The organism is Paenibacillus sp. EB106-04-04-XG159, assembly GCF_058791835.1.
In genome coordinates this window covers 21023-36856 of the sequence record NZ_JBYTDY010000019.1, presented here as the reverse complement: position 1 = coordinate 36856, position 15834 = coordinate 21023, and the positions used below count along the sequence as shown (strand labels likewise).

The window sequence follows — 15834 nt, the reverse complement described above, 5'->3', positions numbered from 1 at the left end:
TCTTCCACTACACTGGCTTCTTCACAACATGAGATATTTATATCAAAAACGACACCCATTTCGTCAACTATATCTGTATAATTGAGTTAATAAGTGGTTTAATTGGTTTATAATCCAACTTTGGTCCAGGTTGATTTAAGACTTAAGGTCGTTTAATCAACTTATGCAATGGCCTTATTATGGAATTAATTAAATTATACAAGTTGGTGGGGTATTGTGGGCGAGAGGGAAATTTTTATATTACTAACTGATACGGGTACCTACTTTTCTCAAATGATAAAGTTATATACGAGGCATGAGCTCAATCATGCATCCGTAGCATTTGATTTGCAGCTATCGGAAATATACAGCTTCGGACGAACTCAGCGTTGGAATCCGCTGTCAGGCGGGTTTCTTCGTGAGCAAGTGGCGGGTGATCTCATCCGCTCCGCTAATAGGACCACAAGGTGCGCAATTTATAGCTGTACGGTCAATGAAGCGATGTATAATAGGATTTATAGTCGTGTCCAATACATCGAACAGAACCGCAAGAGGTACCGGTACAATTTAATAGGAATATTCGGGATCGCGCTTCGGATTAAGATCGCGCGTAGGAATGCTTATTTCTGCTCGCAATTCGTTGCATCATTATTTCAGGATAATGGTGATCCTCTCATTGAGAAGGATGCTGAATTCGTCATTCCGGAAGATTTTCGTAACTGCAACCGACTTAAGCTGATTTATAAAGGTGACTTAAGAGACGCTGTACGTTTGGCAGGGGCATCAGAAGGTTTAGCGGCATCATCCTAATCCTTAGTTGAGTTTTGGTAAATAATAGCGCTTTCATTCTTCCTATTGACGAAGTCAGATGCTTGAATTATTATATTCAAGGAACTAAATACCGGATTAACATTTGGCGTGTTACCGTTACACTAATGGGCATGAGCCAAGAGAAGTAGATCTATTTAACATAGACTTCTTCTCTTGGCTTTTTTTTGTTTGGATCTTTAAGTCGGGATGCGATTTTTCTGGCGATCAGAATTCTAACCCGACCTCGATCAGATGTGAACGGTACCAATGAGAAGGTAAAGAAAACAGTTATTTATTAATAGGAGGATATTAATGTTCAAGAAATTATTTGGTGTTTTGCAAAGAGTCGGTAAGGCGCTGATGATGCCAGTCGCGCTGCTTCCCGCCGCGGGACTGCTGCTCGGGATCGGCAACATGCTGGTCAGTCCTGATTTCTTAGATTTAGTCCCGGCATTGGATAACAGTGTCGTCCATTCTGTGGCTACCGTTATGATGAACGCAGGGCAGATCGTGTTCACGAACCTGGCTTTGCTATTCGCTGTCGGCGTTGCTGTTGGTTTGGCCGGAGGCGAGGGTGTTGCCGGTCTAGCTGCGATCATTGGATACCTCGTCATGAACGTGACGATGGGCTCGGTCATCGGCATAACGCCGGATATGATCGGCACCAATCCTGCTTATGCCAACGTATTGGGTATTCCAACGCTCGCTACTGGCGTATTCGGCGGGATTATCGTCGGTATATTGGCTGCCGCTATGTACAACCGCTTCTTTAAGATTGAGCTTCCGTCCTATCTCGGATTTTTTGCAGGCAAACGGTTCGTTCCGATCATGACGGCGGCCACTTCGCTGCTGCTTGGTTTGCTGATGGTAGTCGTCTGGCCGCAGGTTCAACACGGCTTGAACGCGGCTTCCCACTTCATGCTGGAGCAAAACCTTACCTTGGCCGCATTTATATTCGGGACAGTGGAACGAGCGCTTATTCCGTTTGGCTTGCATCATATTTTCTACTCCCCGTTCTGGTTCGAATTTGGCGAGTACGTTAATAAAGCTGGAGAGTTGGTTCGCGGGGACCAGCAAATCTTTATGGCCCAGCTTCGCGATGGGGTGGAGTTTACAGCAGGTACCTTTATGACTGGTAAATACCCGTTCATGATGTTCGGGCTTCCAGCTGCGGCACTTGCGATCTATCACGAAGCCAAACCACAGCACAAAAAGTACGTGGCTGGGATTATGGGCTCGGCCGCACTGACATCGTTTTTGACAGGAATTACAGAGCCTCTCGAGTTCGCGTTCCTGTTCGTCGCTCCAGCTTTGTTTGCGGTGCATTGCATTTTCGCTGGATTGTCGTTCATGACGATGCAACTGCTTGGTGTTAAGATCGGGATGACCTTCTCCGGAGGCTTGATCGACTTCTTGATCTTCGGGGTAATTCCAAACCGGACCGAATGGTGGTACGTTATCATCGTCGGTTTGATTCTCGCGGTTATCTACTACTTTGGATTCCGATTCGTAATCCGCAAATTCAACCTCAAAACTCCGGGACGGGAAGATTCGGAAACCGAGACAGAGGGTGCGGGAGGAGGAGCCGCTCAGCAGGATGAACTGCCGCGCAATATTTTATCCGCGCTCGGCGGTCGAGAAAACATCGTTCACCTCGATGCCTGCATTACTCGTTTGCGCGTTGAAGTGAAGGACAAAGGCAATGTAAGCAAGGACCAACTCAAGAATCTGGGGGCTGCTGGCGTGCTTGAAGTCGGCAACAATATTCAGGCGATCTTCGGGACGCGTTCTGATACGATCAAATCGCAAATCTTCGATATTATGAACGGCAAAGCACAGCAGGCGGATATGAATGAAGCTGCTATTAATCATTAAACACAGGACAGGACAGATCCAAAGATCTGTCCTGTTTTCTTTTAAGTCCAGCATGGACGTCATGTATACGACTTGTCGAGGTAGTCGGACGACTTACCTGAAACTACGTTAATCTATTGTAACCGTATAGAATGAATTCGCATGCTAGGTGGTGTGAGAGGAGGGGGCAGTTGTCCCCTCCAACTCGATTGTAGACAGGGTGATTAGAAAATGAACGCCCGGCTAATAATTACGAGCAGGATGAACAAGACGAGAATTGCACCGAGTGAATTACATCCACCGAAGCCGAAGCCTCCTCCAAAGCCTCCTCCAAAACCCGGGCTAACACAACCGCCACCGCAACCGATTTGGTTCATGTTACAACCTCCTTAGCTTTTAATACTCTGTAACACGATACAATATATGGAATAGACGTTAGCTTGGCATAGACCAATACCTAGATGTGTTAAAATAGGCACTGGTTTACGGTTTGCGTTTGTATTATAGTAATAAAGACAGGATGTAGGAAGGGGAGTTTGGATTGGAATTTAGAGGAATTATGGGTGGTTTTTATCGCGTTTCAGAATGGATTATGCGTTTCACAGTGATCAATTTGCTGTGGTTGCTGTGTTCGGTGCCGTTCTTCTTCTTTTTGTTCACGAAACTTGCGATGATAGCAAACAACTATCCTAACGAGTCGTTGCAAATGAGCTGGGCGATGGGGATATCTGCCCCGTTCACCTTATTTCCAGCTACAGCCGCCATGTTCTCGGTAGCGCGTAAATGGGTAATGGGAGATACGGATGTTAAACTGCTAAGAACATTTTTCAAATCGTACAAAGAAAATTACAAGCAAGCCATGATCGGCGGCATATTCTACACTTTGCTGATTGTTATCATGTATATTGACTACACCGTTTACATGACTCAGTTCCAATCGCTCCAGATCGTTGGCTGGGTTATGCTTGGATTGCTCATTATGCTGTTCATATCGATGTTTAACTTCTTCTCGATGGTAGCTCATTACCATATGAAATCGTTTCAGCTTCTGAAGAACAGTGTGTTGATTACCTTGTTTAGTCCACTGCGTGTCGTCTTGACTACTATTGTCAGCGTAGGCGTACTCTTTATCGGGGTTAAATACCCGGTTGTTCTTATCTTTTTCGCAGGTGCAGTAATCGCTTACTATGCATTCTTTAACTTCTATGCGACTTATCAGAAGATGCAGGATAAGCATGAGAAGTATAAGGCGGCTGAAGCGGAAGAGAAAGCGGCTGAAGAAGCGGATGAATTGAATCTTGAGAGTGATGGGGAAGTAAAATAAGCTGATTGATCCTCTTTAGATAGGACGAGCTCGGATTATGATATTATTATTTCGACAAGCACCCTGGGTTTACTTTTGTCGAAAGTGAGCTTATAATAAGGATAAATCCTGCGATGTGCGTGACGGCTTTCGTTGTTTTGAACCAATGTTTGTTTCCCGGGAGTTCAATATTGAGGCAATGCTGGCAAGCTCGTTGCGAGCGAGTAGTCAAAGTTGTCTTTGCGGACACCCACCTGCGAGAGCGGGTTCAGGAACATAAAAGTCGAACGGCATTGGCGGGGCAGTACTTGAAAGAGCATCTTTAATGTGAACTAGGTTCATGTTGAGGGTGCTTTTTATATGCATACATGAAACGGAAAGACGGAATATTATCAATATAAAGGAAAATTATTGAAAATAGTTCGCAAAATTCTTGGTTCGTTTTCATAATGGTGCGCATTTGCTCTTCCTTCCAAGGCTATTCAATGATAAACTGAATGAAGTGAGCAACGGCAGTTGAGTAAAGGAGGAGCAAGCTTTTGTCACTCAAACGTACGCTTGCAGGTATTGTTCGAAGCTTTGAGACGAGCAGTGACCGTGCAAAAGATCCGAAATTGAAAACGCATTACTATCAATTATCCAAGGATAAGGCTTGGGATGAAGTAACTTCGACCTTGAAGAAGATTAAGGGCTACAAGATACTGCACGAAGTGCAAAATGTCGGTGAAATTACACTGGAGAAACGCACTTTTTTTGGTCGTACGATGGATATTACGGTGTCGATCGTATCGGTAGGACCTGTCAGATCTGCAGTGGATGTATATTCTGCATCGCGCGGAGGTTTAGGGGATCTGGGGGCGAACTATCGTGTGATTCTGGAAATATTCTCGATCCTGGATAAGAAACTCTCAGCATTCAAAACTTCAAGCTAAGGTCCATATAAGAAGTAAGGAGCGAGAGGAGAGATTATACTCTTCTCTCGCTTTTTGTCTCATGGGGTATTACACGAGAGCTTTCACCGCTTCAATCGCGCTTTCATAATTCGGATGCTCTGACATCTCGCTTACGTACTCAACGTAACGGATCGTGTTGTTCGCATCAAGAACGAAGATGGAACGCATGTCGAGTTGTATTTCTTTAATCAGAACGCCATATGCCTTACCGAAGTTATTGTCTTTGTAATCAGAGAGCATAACGACGTGGTCTGCGCCGGCAGCTCCGCACCAGCGAGCTTGCGCGAATGGAAGGTCTGCGCTGACAGTCAGTACAACGAGACTTTCTCCAAGTTTACCGGCCTCTTCGTTAAATCGGCGAGTTTGCATGTCGCAAACACCAGTGTCAATTGACGGTACTACGCTGATCAACTTGATCTTGCCTGCAAAATCGTTCAGGCTTACGATGTCCATAAGGGACTTGTTCAATTGAAAATCAGGAGCTTGGTCGCCGACTTTCAGTTCTGGTCCTACGAGAGTGATGGGATTGCCTTTCAATGTAGCAACGCCAGTGCGTTCGGTTGTCATGATTAAAGCCTCCTAATTATAGATCAAATTTATGGTAATTCTTTTTTATTATATCGCGAGGCGCTTGCTGATGTCCAATGTCGCATCGCTATCATTAAGGTGTCCGATATAGAACGATTAATTGCAAGAAAGCGAGGAAACGATATGATATTTATTCGGTATGAGAATTGGCGTACCTACATTAAGCAGTATCCAATTACGACTGCCTTGTTGATCATCAATATCGCGATGTTTATCGTGTTAAGCTTGAACGGCGGGTCAACGAATATGCGCACTTTGATGGAATTTGGCGCGGTCGGTAAATTTGATTATTTTGCAAATCAGTCCTGGCGATTATTTACTGCGATGTTCCTGCATATCGGGTTTGAACATCTGCTGTTCAATATGTTTGCATTGTTCGTATTTGCTCCGCCGTTGGAACGCGCGTTAGGACACTTTAGATATGCTGTTCTCTATCTGTTGAGCGGTGTTTTAGGCAACGCAGCGGCATTATGGCTGTCTGACTGGGGGACGATTTCCGCTGGGGCTTCCGGCGCAATATTCGGCGTGTACGGCGCTTATCTGTTTATTGGGATATTTCAACGGAGAGCCTTGGATGAAGCTTCGCGTAAAACGATATACGTGATACTGGCAATCGGTGTGATCCAGTCGTTCATCATGACGAATGTGAGCTGGAGCGCGCATCTCGGTGGATTAGCTGCTGGGTTTATCATCATGGGATTAATGCGTTTCGTGCATCGACGTTAATGGAATGACCACCATTTATCAAATGCTTATGGCATACATGGATCGAGAATATGAGAAACGGAGCGTTGATCGATTGTGGAGTTAAGGCAGTTAGTTTATTTTGTGAAGGTTGCACAAAAGGAACATGTCACTCAAGCGGCAGAAGAACTGCATGTTGCCCAATCAGCGGTTAGCAGGCAGATTCATCAACTCGAAGAGGAGCTGGGGGTAAAGCTGTTCTTGCAGAAAGGGAGAAACCTGCAATTAACACCGGTTGGACAGCTGTTCTTGAAACGATCAGAAGTCATTCTGAAAGAGCTGGATCGAGCAGTGCAAGAAGTTCAGGAATTTATGGATCCGGAGCTGGGGGAGATCAGAATTGCCTTTCCTCACAGCTTAGGCGTCCATCTCATACCATCTGTAGTTGCGGCATTTCGCAAGCATCATCCTAATGTGAAGTTCCGTTTTAAGCAGGGAATGTATCCCTCCTTAATTCGTGATATTACTCGCGCTGAGGTTGATCTGGCGTTTATCTCGCCGGTCCCAGAAGATCTTGATGAAGTTACGGGCGATATTATTCTGACTGAGCAGTTATCGGCCATATTGCCTCCTAATCACCCATTGGCTGGAGAAAGTGAAATTAAGCTGTCACAGCTGAAGGATGATACATTTGTACTATTCAGTCAAGGCTACTCTCTGCGGCCGATCGTGTGGGACGCATGTATTAAGGCGGGCTTCACGCCGCGAATTGGATTTGAAGGGCAGGAGACGGATACGATTCGCGGTTTAGTTGCTGCTGGAATGGGGGTCAGTCTGCTGCCTGATATGGCGCTTCAGCACACCTCTGAGCTTCAGCCGGTGTGTGTGCGTATTTCGGAGCCTGAGGTTACCAGAACTGTAGGTTTAATTCGCAGAGCGGATGAGAAGCTGCCGCTTGTTACTCAGGCATTCTATCGTTTTCTATTAGATTACTTTAAGGAACATATTCAGAACATTGAACAGAAATACGGCATAAAGAACAAATGATAAAAGCCCTGACACATCCACAAGGTGGATGATCAGGGCTTTGTTGTTGTAATTGAATTAGTCGCGGTTATTGAGGAAGATCATAATGTATCGAATGAGCTCGAGTACGGAGATCAAGGCTGCTGCAACATAAGTTAAAGCAGCGGCGTTCAATACCTTCGCAACCCCGCGTTCTTCATCGTTCGTGATGAAGCCTTCGGAGATCATTAAGTTGCGAGCTCGGCTGCTGGCATTGAATTCAACTGGGAGTGTAACCAGCTGGAATGCTACTGCTGCCGAGAAGAAGATGATACCAACGCCGACAAGGTTCATTGCATTGAACAGAAACCCTGCGAGTAAGAGAAACGGCGCAAGTCCCGATGCGAAGTTAACGACAGGAAACATACGGTGGCGCAGGACGAGCATCGGGTAAGACAGTTTGTGCTGAATCGCATGACCTACTTCGTGGCATGCAACGGAAACCGCAGAGATCGAGTTCTCATAATATACAGGCTCGGACAGACGAACAACACGATGAATCGGATCGTAGTGGTCGGTCAGTGCGCCTTGTACCGGCTCGACAGGCACGTCGTGAAGGCCGTTGGCATCAAGCATGCGGCGTGCTGCTTCATATCCTGTCATTCCGCTTACGATATGTGTCGTTGAGAATTCCTTGAACGTCCCTTTGACGCGGAATTGCGCCCAGATCGACAAGCCGAATGCTAGAAGAATTAATAGGTACATAAAACTGGTATTCATATAACAGCCTCCCTGAATTTAGTTCATAGTTGTGTGAGATTAAAACATCTGCTGCTTATCAAGCAGATCGATTAGTACCTCGATGCAAGCCGCGCTTTGCGGGCCGATCCGCTGCATGAGCGATTGTAACTGCTTCGGCTTCATCCGCTCCAGTATAGGCTTCAGTTCTCTGGCGTCACGTTCTACCTGCTGCAGGTGTACCTGCAAGTTGGTTAGCCGATTAGCGATATCGGATTCAGAGGCAACATGCTTCAATTGCTCGAAGTAGGCTCGTATCTCATCGAGAGAGTACTTTTCCTGCTTTAATTGTGTAATACGTTTTAATCTGTCTAACGTTTCGTAATGATATAACCTATAGTTGGTATCTGTACGCTTGGCAGGCTCGATTAAACCGATTGATGTATAATAGTCAATAGTCCGTTGACTGACACATGATTCACGTGCTAGTTCACCTATTCGAAAATATTGCTTATCCACACCACTGTTCACCTCGCTCAAGTCTTATTATGCATAGTCTATGACATATATCATACTTCATCGTAAACCATACAGTCAAACGTTCCACTTCGAAGTGTTGTGATTAAACATGACATAGGTTTTTGCCATTCTGCACTTTATTTATGAAAATGATGACATGAAGTGATTATAGATGATCTGAATAAGACTCTTTGTGCGTAATGTGACATAAATAATGTAATTTGTGTCATGAATTATGACATAGCTTACTGAGAACATTCGGCGTTACAGGAGCGGTGATCGCGATGGTTTGTCTGTACGAGGTAGCGATATTACGAAGAAATGAACTTGGGACTGTCATATGCTCGGTACTCTGCTGTTAGCTAAATGGTTTCAGCCGTTCACGGAGTTATAGTAAGCGTATACGGGATCGTATAGTCCATTCTGAAATGAAATAACAAGCAGCCCGTAGAACAGCGATGAGGACAGTGACATCCCAACTATGTCGGCATCCGACAGTCTAGGTGCTTTATTCGGATGAGAATGAACAAACAGCATGTCCCATTTATCCTTCGGATAGTGAAATATGATATGTAATAGCTCGGTCGGCTCAAGCTCGAAGTTGTGTAATGTGTTCTTGGCTTTATTTTTCATTGGGAAAAATGTAGTGAAAGCTTCCTGTGCTTCGTTATTCGAACGCAACAGCACTCCGCAGCATTCGTGCGGATATAGGCTCCTAGCATGATGAAGAAGCGCCTCTTGCGCTTCTTTTGTGATTCGTATGGATTCCATATGGACAATCTCATCGACTATTTCTGACATGAACCTCCACCTCTGTATCTATTGGAGCATATTAGGACATCTTTAGGCAACTTCGTTTTCTGGCTTCACAAACATAAAAACGAGTACCAGGGCAATAAAGGAAAGAGAAGATACCGTAATGAAGATGATTCGCGGGGATATTCCCATCATCCAACCAAAGAGCGGCGGCCCTAATGCCACGCCTAAAAAGCGCATGGAACTGTATAATGAAGTGATCATCCCTCGTTCCGTCTTCTCAACCGCGCCAGTTATCATCGTATTCAAGCCTGGCAGCAGCAGACCGGTGCCGATCGAGCTTACCGTGATCAGCCCAATGAACACCGCCATATAATTGTAGCAGAATATGCTGATTACGAGCGAGACAACCATAAGCGCAAGTCCAAGATTGGACAGCAGGCGAATGAGCTTGCCATTCTTTTTAATTAAACTTCCGGTTGTATAGGCAGTTATAACCATGCATAGCAAGGGAATGGCGAGTATGAGCCCCTTCTTGATGCCTTTAATGTTGTACGGCATCTCTTCAAGTACATCGGATAAGTAGAACAATATGCCGAACAATATGAATAATGCAAAGGATCCAGCGATGAAGGCGGGGATAAGCCACTTGCCATGCTCTTTAAATATGCTGCCGATGTTCGCTATATACTCTCGAATCTTAGGTGGTTCTTCAGTTTGTTTAGGTTCCTTAATCAACCAGATCACCATAACTAACGAAGCCAGACAGAAGAATGGAAACGCAAAAAACGGCACCACCCAACTCCATAGTGCAAGCGCGGATCCAAGTATCGGACTAATGACTTTGCCAGTACCATTAGATGCCTCGATAAGACCTAATGCGCGGCTTTCCTCCGCACCGTCGTACATATCGCCTACAAGCGCCATCGCAATGGGTGCAGTCCCTGCTGCGCCTAATCCTTGCAGAGCCCGCGCTGTAATCAGGATACTGTACGATTCCCATACCGCTGCGAATCCAGCAAGTATACCTGCTGCGCCATATATGATCAAGGCTGGGATCATGACCTTCTTGCGGCCAAAGCGATCGGATAAGTATCCAGCAAACGGGATAATGATTCCAGCTGTAACTGAGAATAAAGTAATAATTAGACTGGTTTGAAGAGTTGTGAGATTAAGGTGGCGCTTTACATCCGGCAGCACGGGGACTAGCAGGGAATTTCCAAGAACAAGAACTAATGGAACAGACGCAAGTGCAGCATATTCCAACCATGGAGAGCGCTTGGTGCTTGAAGTTGAAGACATGTCTTTTCCTCCTGTGATTGAGTTACCGCGTATACATGTTCGTACTTATATTGTCCTCCTCGATCATTGATCATGCTTGTCGTGTTTTTGAGAAAATAAGGGTATAATGTAATCTATCAGTGGTAAATGAAGGGATAGATATAGGCGATGAAGAAGAGTACATGGGTACTTTTATTAGCGATAGTGTGTGTTGCAATTGGTATATGGGACAACTCTGGGACTGCAGGAGGAGCTGCTGCTAGTCCAGTTCAGGTGTCACAAGAAGAAGCGCCTCGTGTCGGTTATATGGCGCCATCCTTTGAGTTGGTTGGTTTGGATGGGGAGACTTATAAAGTCGGCGGCAAGCGCGATAAGCCGCTATTTCTCAACTTCTGGGCTTCATGGTGCGGACCGTGTCAGGCGGAGGCTCCTGATCTAGTCCAATTGTATGCCAAATACAAGGACGATCTCGATATGTACTCGGTCAACGTGACCTCAAGCGGCGATTCCGCTGAGAAAGCTAGTGGATTCATCGATGAGTTCGATATGATCAACCCTGTCCCGATGGATATGAAGGGCAACGTGTTTCAGTCTTATAATGGTATTGCATTTCCGACTAACTTTCTGATCGATAAGAATGGTGTGATTCGTGAAGTGTATATCGGCTTGCGCCCTATGAAGGATATAGAGAAGGCAATCGAAGCGCTCATTAACGAGAGCTGATGAAGGAAGGGGGTGTCTCCGGTTAAGGGAGACATCCCTTTGTTTATTTGTTTATTGGAGGTCGTGTTCGGTATGTTCGGGTGGCAATGCGAGTTGAGTTGATGCGAAATGGACACACAGGCCGTTATTTCTGTCGAAAGCTTCATAATCGTAAACCGATCGGACTGTGGTTCCGCTATTTGAGTGAAATCTACTGGTAATGGATCATTTTGCAGCAAATAAGGTCTTCTGAGTCCGCAAAGTCCCATAATACACGGTAATGCTCACAAATAGCGGCTCCTGAGTCCATTTCTACAAAGGCACGTTTGTTTGTTCGCTGGGAATGACATGATTAGCTGGATATGGAATATTTGAGTATAAGTAAATGATGCTTCGTATTCATGTGGTTCGTTGTCCTATAATGTGCATATGGAATTTCATAGGAGGTAAAGTTCAGTGACATTACATAAACACAATGTTAACGAAATCATAAGAAGGCTGCATGAAAGCGGAGTGATTGACGACAAGGCTGAAATGATGGCCAAATTGAGTGGAACAACGGATGGGCTTGTGTACACATTAGCTGTAAACGAAGAACCTAAGTATGTATTGAAGATGGATGATACCGAGAGCATCGGTTTTGTTGAACGATTTCATCAAGCTACGATCAAAAGTACTCTTTTGCCTAAGCTTATCTATACAGATCCCGCTGAGACTTTTATCGTGTATTCCTATATAGAAGGTACAACACATTATAATCGCGGCTCCAAAGGAAGATGGATGTCTCACTTAGTTACAGAGCTTCTGAATCATTATGAGACCGCTGACCACATAGATAAAATAGGAAGATTAACGATACCGCGCGATTCTTGGCGTGAATTCAATGAACGGAGTCTGGAAGGTGCGAAGAGTAATGTAGGAGATATTTTGTCGATCGAGGATTATGATAAAGTTAAAGCTCTGGTAGATAACATCTCTCATATGGATCGCAAATATTTGCTGCATGGCGATACGGGCGTCCACAACTTTGTGTATCAAGAATCGGAATTAGTAGGTGTCATTGATCCATCTCCATTGGCAGGTCCGTTGATATATGACTTCATCTATGCTTATTGTTCCTCGCCTGACGAGCTGAATCTGGATACGTTATTTAGCGCTTATGATCTGCTCACGCACAAGTCGGTTGACAGAGCAAGACTGATCGACGAGGTTATTTTTCAATTGTACTGCCGTATAGGGATCTGTGCGCGCGTTCATCCGCATGATCTAAATGACTATTTACAAGCTTGGGATTATTGGAAATCGCACCTGAAATAACGAAGCAACGCAAAAGAGTACCTGCTGCACTCGAGCAAGGGTTAGGCGACCGCTTGCACCGAGTAATGGAGCAGGTACTCTTCATATTGTGTAAATGTTAAGCATAGACGAATCAGTGATTCGCAATGCCAAAGTTCTCTTTGCGCTCGGTAAGAGGAGTAAGCTTCTCCTTGCCGATAAGCGCATAACGGAAGCTGTCGAGGAGCGCTTCCCAGCTGGCATCAATAACATTGGACGATACGCCAACGGTGCTCCATGTAGTGTTGAAGTCCGTTGATTCAATTAAGACGCGAACTTTAGCGGCTGTCGTATCATTTTCGTCCAATACGCGCACCTTGTAGTCGGTAAGGTGCATGTCATGAATGGACGGATAATGCCGCTCCAGCGCTTTGCGCAATGCGTTATCGAGCGCGTTGACCGGACCGTTTCCTTCTGCGGCGGTGTGAAGCTGTTCATCGTCGATCGTAAGCTTGACAATGGCTTCAGAACCAACAGCACGTTCATGTGATTTCTCAGCCATGATCTTGAAGGAAGCGAAGGAGAATGGCTCCTGCTCGACACCTGTTGCTTGGCGAAGCAGCAGTTCAAGTGAAGCATCGGCGCCTTCAAATTGATAGCCCTGATGCTCGAGCTCCTTGATCCGATCGATGATACTGCGCGTTTGCGGATTGCTCGGATCAAGCTCATAGCCAAGCTGCTGCGCCTTAGACAGCACGTTGCTCTGACCCGCTAGCTCAGAGACAAGCACGCGCTGTTTGTTGCCAACGAGCTCAGGTTGAATATGCTCGTAGGTGCGCGAGTCCTTGAGAATAGCGGACACGTGAATGCCGCCTTTATGGGCGAAAGCCGCGTTGCCGACATAAGGCTGATTCACGGGCATATGGACATTGGCAATCTCGCTGACATAGCGTGCGACTCCAGTAAGCTGGCTTAGCTTCTGCGCAGGCAAGCAGTCGTAACCAAGCTTAAGCTGCAGCGTAGGAATGATAGAGCACAGATTCGTATTGCCGCAGCGTTCGCCATAGCCGTTGATCGTCCCCTGTACTTGGCGAGCTCCGACTTCGATTGCGGCTAATGCGTTGGCGACAGCCAGCTCACAGTCATTGTGCGTATGAATGCCGAGCTTCACATCAACTGATTCGGCGACAACCTGTACGATGGAGCGAATCTCATGCGGCATCGTGCCTCCGTTTGTATCGCACATGACGATCCAATCGGCGCCTGCTTCCTTGGCTTTAGCGAGGACGGACATCGCATATTCGCTATTATGTTTATAGCCGTCGAAGAAATGTTCGGCGTCCAGCATAACCTCAAGTCCTGCCTGCTTTAAGTAGGCGATCGAATCATAGATCATCGAAAGGTTCTCTTCCAGGGTCGTTTGCAGAGCGGTGTGAACGTGAAAGTCCCACGACTTGCCGACTAGAGTAGCGGCAGGCACATTGGCTTCGATGATCCGATTAAGGCTGGTATCATGCTCGGCTAAGGATTGCTTCCGTCGAGTGCTGCCGAATGCGGTTAGCTTCGCATTCCAATTATAATTCTTCACTCGCTTAAAGAACTCAATGTCCTTGCCGTTGCTCCCTGGTATGCCGCCTTCAATATAATGAACGCCAAGCGTATCGAGCTTGCGGGCGATCTTAATCTTATCGTCAGCAGAAAGGCTAATGCCTTCACCTTGAGTACCATCTCTTAACGTGGTGTCGAAAATAGCTATTGAAGTAGACATCATAATACCCTCCTCTGATGAAACGGATTGCCATGATAGTGGCGTAATCGATTCTATACGCTGATGAAACGTTTTGACGTGGTACATGACTAAAGAGAATGCGTGGTCTGAAACTGTACAGATAACGTACATGGCAATTATTTTCATATTATAGCACTCGCAAACGGGATGTATAGACTATTCGGAAGAAAGGTTAAAACTTTTAGTAATGTTGAGGACAAATACACACAAATGTCTTTCATTTCGCTACAATAATAAGGTGAGAGCTGTCGCAAGTCGAAGAAAGAGAGGGTGGGTCATGGACAAGAACCAGCGAGATGTTAACAGCTATTATCCAACCAAGGGAAGGGTAATACTTCACGTCGATATGAATGCTTTCTATTGTTCTGTTCATGACGCTGAGGATCCGGAACAATATAAAGGGAAGCCTACCGCGGTTGCTGGCAGCATCGAACTTCGCAAAGGGATTATCGTCACCTGCTCCTACGCTGCCCGGAAGCGGGGTGTGCGAACCGGTATGACGGTAAGACAAGCCGAGCGGCTCTGTCCAGGAATTATCTTAATCCGACCGGATTTTCATCTATACCGCAAATATTCGCGCGCCTTTCTGGATATCGCTCATTCGTATACACCACTAGTGGAGGCGGTATCGATAGACGAGTGTTATATGGATATCACAGGCTCGAAGTCGTTTGGCACGCCGATGGGAATAGCGGAAGAACTGCAGCGCAGAATTCGCGAGGAGCTGTCGCTGCCATGCTCGATTGGAATTGCTCCGAATAAGCTGCTTGCGAAGATGGCTTCGGATATGAAGAAGCCGAATGGAATCACGGTTTTGCGAATCCGTGATGTGCCTGCCCTGCTGTGGAAACGGCCATGCCATGAGCTGTTCGGCGTCGGTCAGAAGACGGCGGACAAGCTGGAGCGGATGGGCATTCGTACAATCGGAGAGCTTGCCCATGCGGACGAAGAACGGCTCCGCAACGCATTTGGCATCTATGGCGATGCGATGAGGCAGGCGGCGAACGGATGGAATGACGATCTCGTGAACCCGGAACGGGAACCGAGCAAATCGATAGGTCATACAACCACGCTGCCGCGTGATGTAGATACACCGGAGGATGTTCGGCGCGTGCTGCTGAATCTGGCGGATCAGGTGACGAGACGGATGCGCAAGCAGCAAATGATGGCGTACACCGTACAATTAACGCTGCGAACGCCGGAGATGAAGACCTTTACGCGCTCACATACGTTAGACGCGCCAAGCGATGACAGCGGGGTGTTTATGGATGAGGCGTGGAAGCTCTATCTTAAGCATTGGGAAGCTGGGAAGCCGATCAGGCTGTTGGGTATTACAGGACAGAACCTGGTACAGAAGGATGAGGCAGCTGTTCAGTTGGACTTATTTTCATACGAGCAGGCGCCGAAGAAAGAGAAATTGAATGAGATCATGGATCAGATCCGAGACAAATTCGGGGAGAATGCGTTAATTACGCTCGGGATGGTCGGTGAGGATTCTTCTTCATTGCTTCGCAACCATCAACGGCGAGGGACTTCACTGCAGACTGATTTTTTGCGAGAGTGGGAAGCTGAGCAAGAGGATTAAGAAGACATTCTTT

15 protein-coding genes, 1 other RNA gene and 1 pseudogene are annotated in these 15834 nt (G+C 46.2%); 10 read left to right on the top strand and 7 right to left on the bottom strand.

Going from position 1 to position 15834, the window contains the following annotated elements:
* The first annotated feature begins 216 nt into the window (after positions 1–216).
* Positions 217–789 (top strand): hypothetical protein, encoded by a 573-nt coding sequence (locus AC3WTP_RS19455; protein ID WP_492396293.1) that lies wholly within the window; start codon positions 217–219, stop codon positions 787–789.
* A gap of 312 nt (positions 790–1101) precedes the next feature.
* Positions 1102–2652, top strand: a pseudogene (gene ptsG, locus AC3WTP_RS19450) (glucose-specific PTS transporter subunit IIBC); the annotation flags it as partial.
* Between the two features lie 215 nt (positions 2653–2867).
* Here ptsG and AC3WTP_RS19445 read toward each other — a convergent pair.
* Positions 2868–3020 carry a YjcZ family sporulation protein gene (locus tag AC3WTP_RS19445; RefSeq protein WP_492396292.1) on the bottom strand — a complete coding sequence of 51 codons (153 nt, stop codon included), beginning with the start codon at positions 3018–3020 and terminating at the stop codon, positions 2868–2870.
* 164 nt (positions 3021–3184) lie between these two features.
* Here AC3WTP_RS19445 and AC3WTP_RS19440 point away from each other — a divergent pair, with 164 nt between their 5' ends.
* From AC3WTP_RS19440 to AC3WTP_RS19430, 3 genes are all read left to right on the top strand, one after another.
* On the top strand, positions 3185–3967 hold the full coding sequence (locus AC3WTP_RS19440; protein ID WP_492396291.1) for a YesL family protein: 783 nt from the start codon (positions 3185–3187) through the stop codon (positions 3965–3967).
* Positions 3968–4069: 102 nt separating this feature from the next.
* Positions 4070–4253, top strand: a non-coding RNA gene (gene ssrS, locus AC3WTP_RS19435) — 6S RNA.
* A 232-nt stretch (positions 4254–4485) separates the two neighbouring features.
* Positions 4486–4878 (top strand): DUF1499 domain-containing protein, encoded by a 393-nt coding sequence (locus tag AC3WTP_RS19430; RefSeq protein ID WP_492396290.1) that lies wholly within the window; start codon positions 4486–4488, stop codon positions 4876–4878.
* A 69-nt stretch (positions 4879–4947) separates the two neighbouring features.
* Here AC3WTP_RS19430 and tpx read toward each other — a convergent pair whose 3' ends face one another.
* On the bottom strand, positions 4948–5466 hold the full coding sequence (gene tpx / locus AC3WTP_RS19425) for a thiol peroxidase (RefSeq protein WP_492396289.1): 519 nt from the start codon (positions 5464–5466) through the stop codon (positions 4948–4950).
* Positions 5467–5610: 144 nt separating this feature from the next.
* Between tpx and AC3WTP_RS19420 the strand changes: the two genes are divergently transcribed.
* Positions 5611–6213 (top strand): rhomboid family intramembrane serine protease, encoded by a 603-nt coding sequence (locus tag AC3WTP_RS19420; RefSeq protein ID WP_492396288.1) that lies wholly within the window; start codon positions 5611–5613, stop codon positions 6211–6213.
* A gap of 75 nt (positions 6214–6288) precedes the next feature.
* Positions 6289–7218 (top strand): glutamate biosynthesis transcriptional regulator GltC, encoded by a 930-nt coding sequence (gltC, locus tag AC3WTP_RS19415; RefSeq protein WP_492396287.1) that lies wholly within the window; start codon positions 6289–6291, stop codon positions 7216–7218.
* Positions 7219–7275: 57 nt separating this feature from the next.
* Here the strand turns inward: gltC and AC3WTP_RS19410 are convergent, their stop codons facing one another.
* From AC3WTP_RS19410 to AC3WTP_RS19395, 4 genes are all read right to left on the bottom strand, one after another.
* The gene (locus tag AC3WTP_RS19410; protein ID WP_458566595.1) at positions 7276–7956 is read right to left on the bottom strand and encodes a zinc metallopeptidase; all 681 of its coding nucleotides are present in this window, start codon (positions 7954–7956) and stop codon (positions 7276–7278) included.
* A 39-nt stretch (positions 7957–7995) separates the two neighbouring features.
* Positions 7996–8433 carry a MerR family transcriptional regulator gene (locus AC3WTP_RS19405; protein WP_492396286.1) on the bottom strand — a complete coding sequence of 146 codons (438 nt, stop codon included), beginning with the start codon at positions 8431–8433 and terminating at the stop codon, positions 7996–7998.
* A 372-nt stretch (positions 8434–8805) separates the two neighbouring features.
* A complete protein-coding gene (locus AC3WTP_RS19400) occupies positions 8806–9234 on the bottom strand; it encodes a M67 family metallopeptidase (RefSeq protein ID WP_492396285.1) in 429 nt (142 codons plus the stop codon).
* Positions 9235–9276: 42 nt separating this feature from the next.
* Positions 9277–10491 carry an MFS transporter gene (locus AC3WTP_RS19395; protein ID WP_492396284.1) on the bottom strand — a complete coding sequence of 405 codons (1215 nt, stop codon included), beginning with the start codon at positions 10489–10491 and terminating at the stop codon, positions 9277–9279.
* A 147-nt stretch (positions 10492–10638) separates the two neighbouring features.
* On the opposite strand from AC3WTP_RS19395, the gene AC3WTP_RS19390 reads away from it, so the two are divergent.
* Both AC3WTP_RS19390 and AC3WTP_RS19385 read left to right on the top strand, forming a co-directional pair.
* On the top strand, positions 10639–11193 hold the full coding sequence (locus AC3WTP_RS19390) for a TlpA family protein disulfide reductase (protein ID WP_492396283.1): 555 nt from the start codon (positions 10639–10641) through the stop codon (positions 11191–11193).
* Positions 11194–11628: 435 nt separating this feature from the next.
* Positions 11629–12489, top strand: a complete 861-nt coding sequence (locus tag AC3WTP_RS19385; RefSeq protein WP_492396282.1) for a phosphotransferase — start codon at positions 11629–11631, stop codon at positions 12487–12489.
* A 112-nt stretch (positions 12490–12601) separates the two neighbouring features.
* Here AC3WTP_RS19385 and cimA read toward each other — a convergent pair whose 3' ends face one another.
* Positions 12602–14215, bottom strand: coding sequence for a citramalate synthase (gene cimA, locus AC3WTP_RS19380; protein WP_492396281.1), 1614 nt, complete (start codon positions 14213–14215; stop codon positions 12602–12604).
* A 298-nt stretch (positions 14216–14513) separates the two neighbouring features.
* Here cimA and AC3WTP_RS19375 point away from each other — a divergent pair, with 298 nt between their 5' ends.
* Entirely contained in the window at positions 14514–15821 is a 1308-nt protein-coding gene (locus AC3WTP_RS19375) for a DNA polymerase IV (protein ID WP_492396280.1), read from the top strand.
* Positions 15822–15834 lie beyond the last annotated feature (13 nt).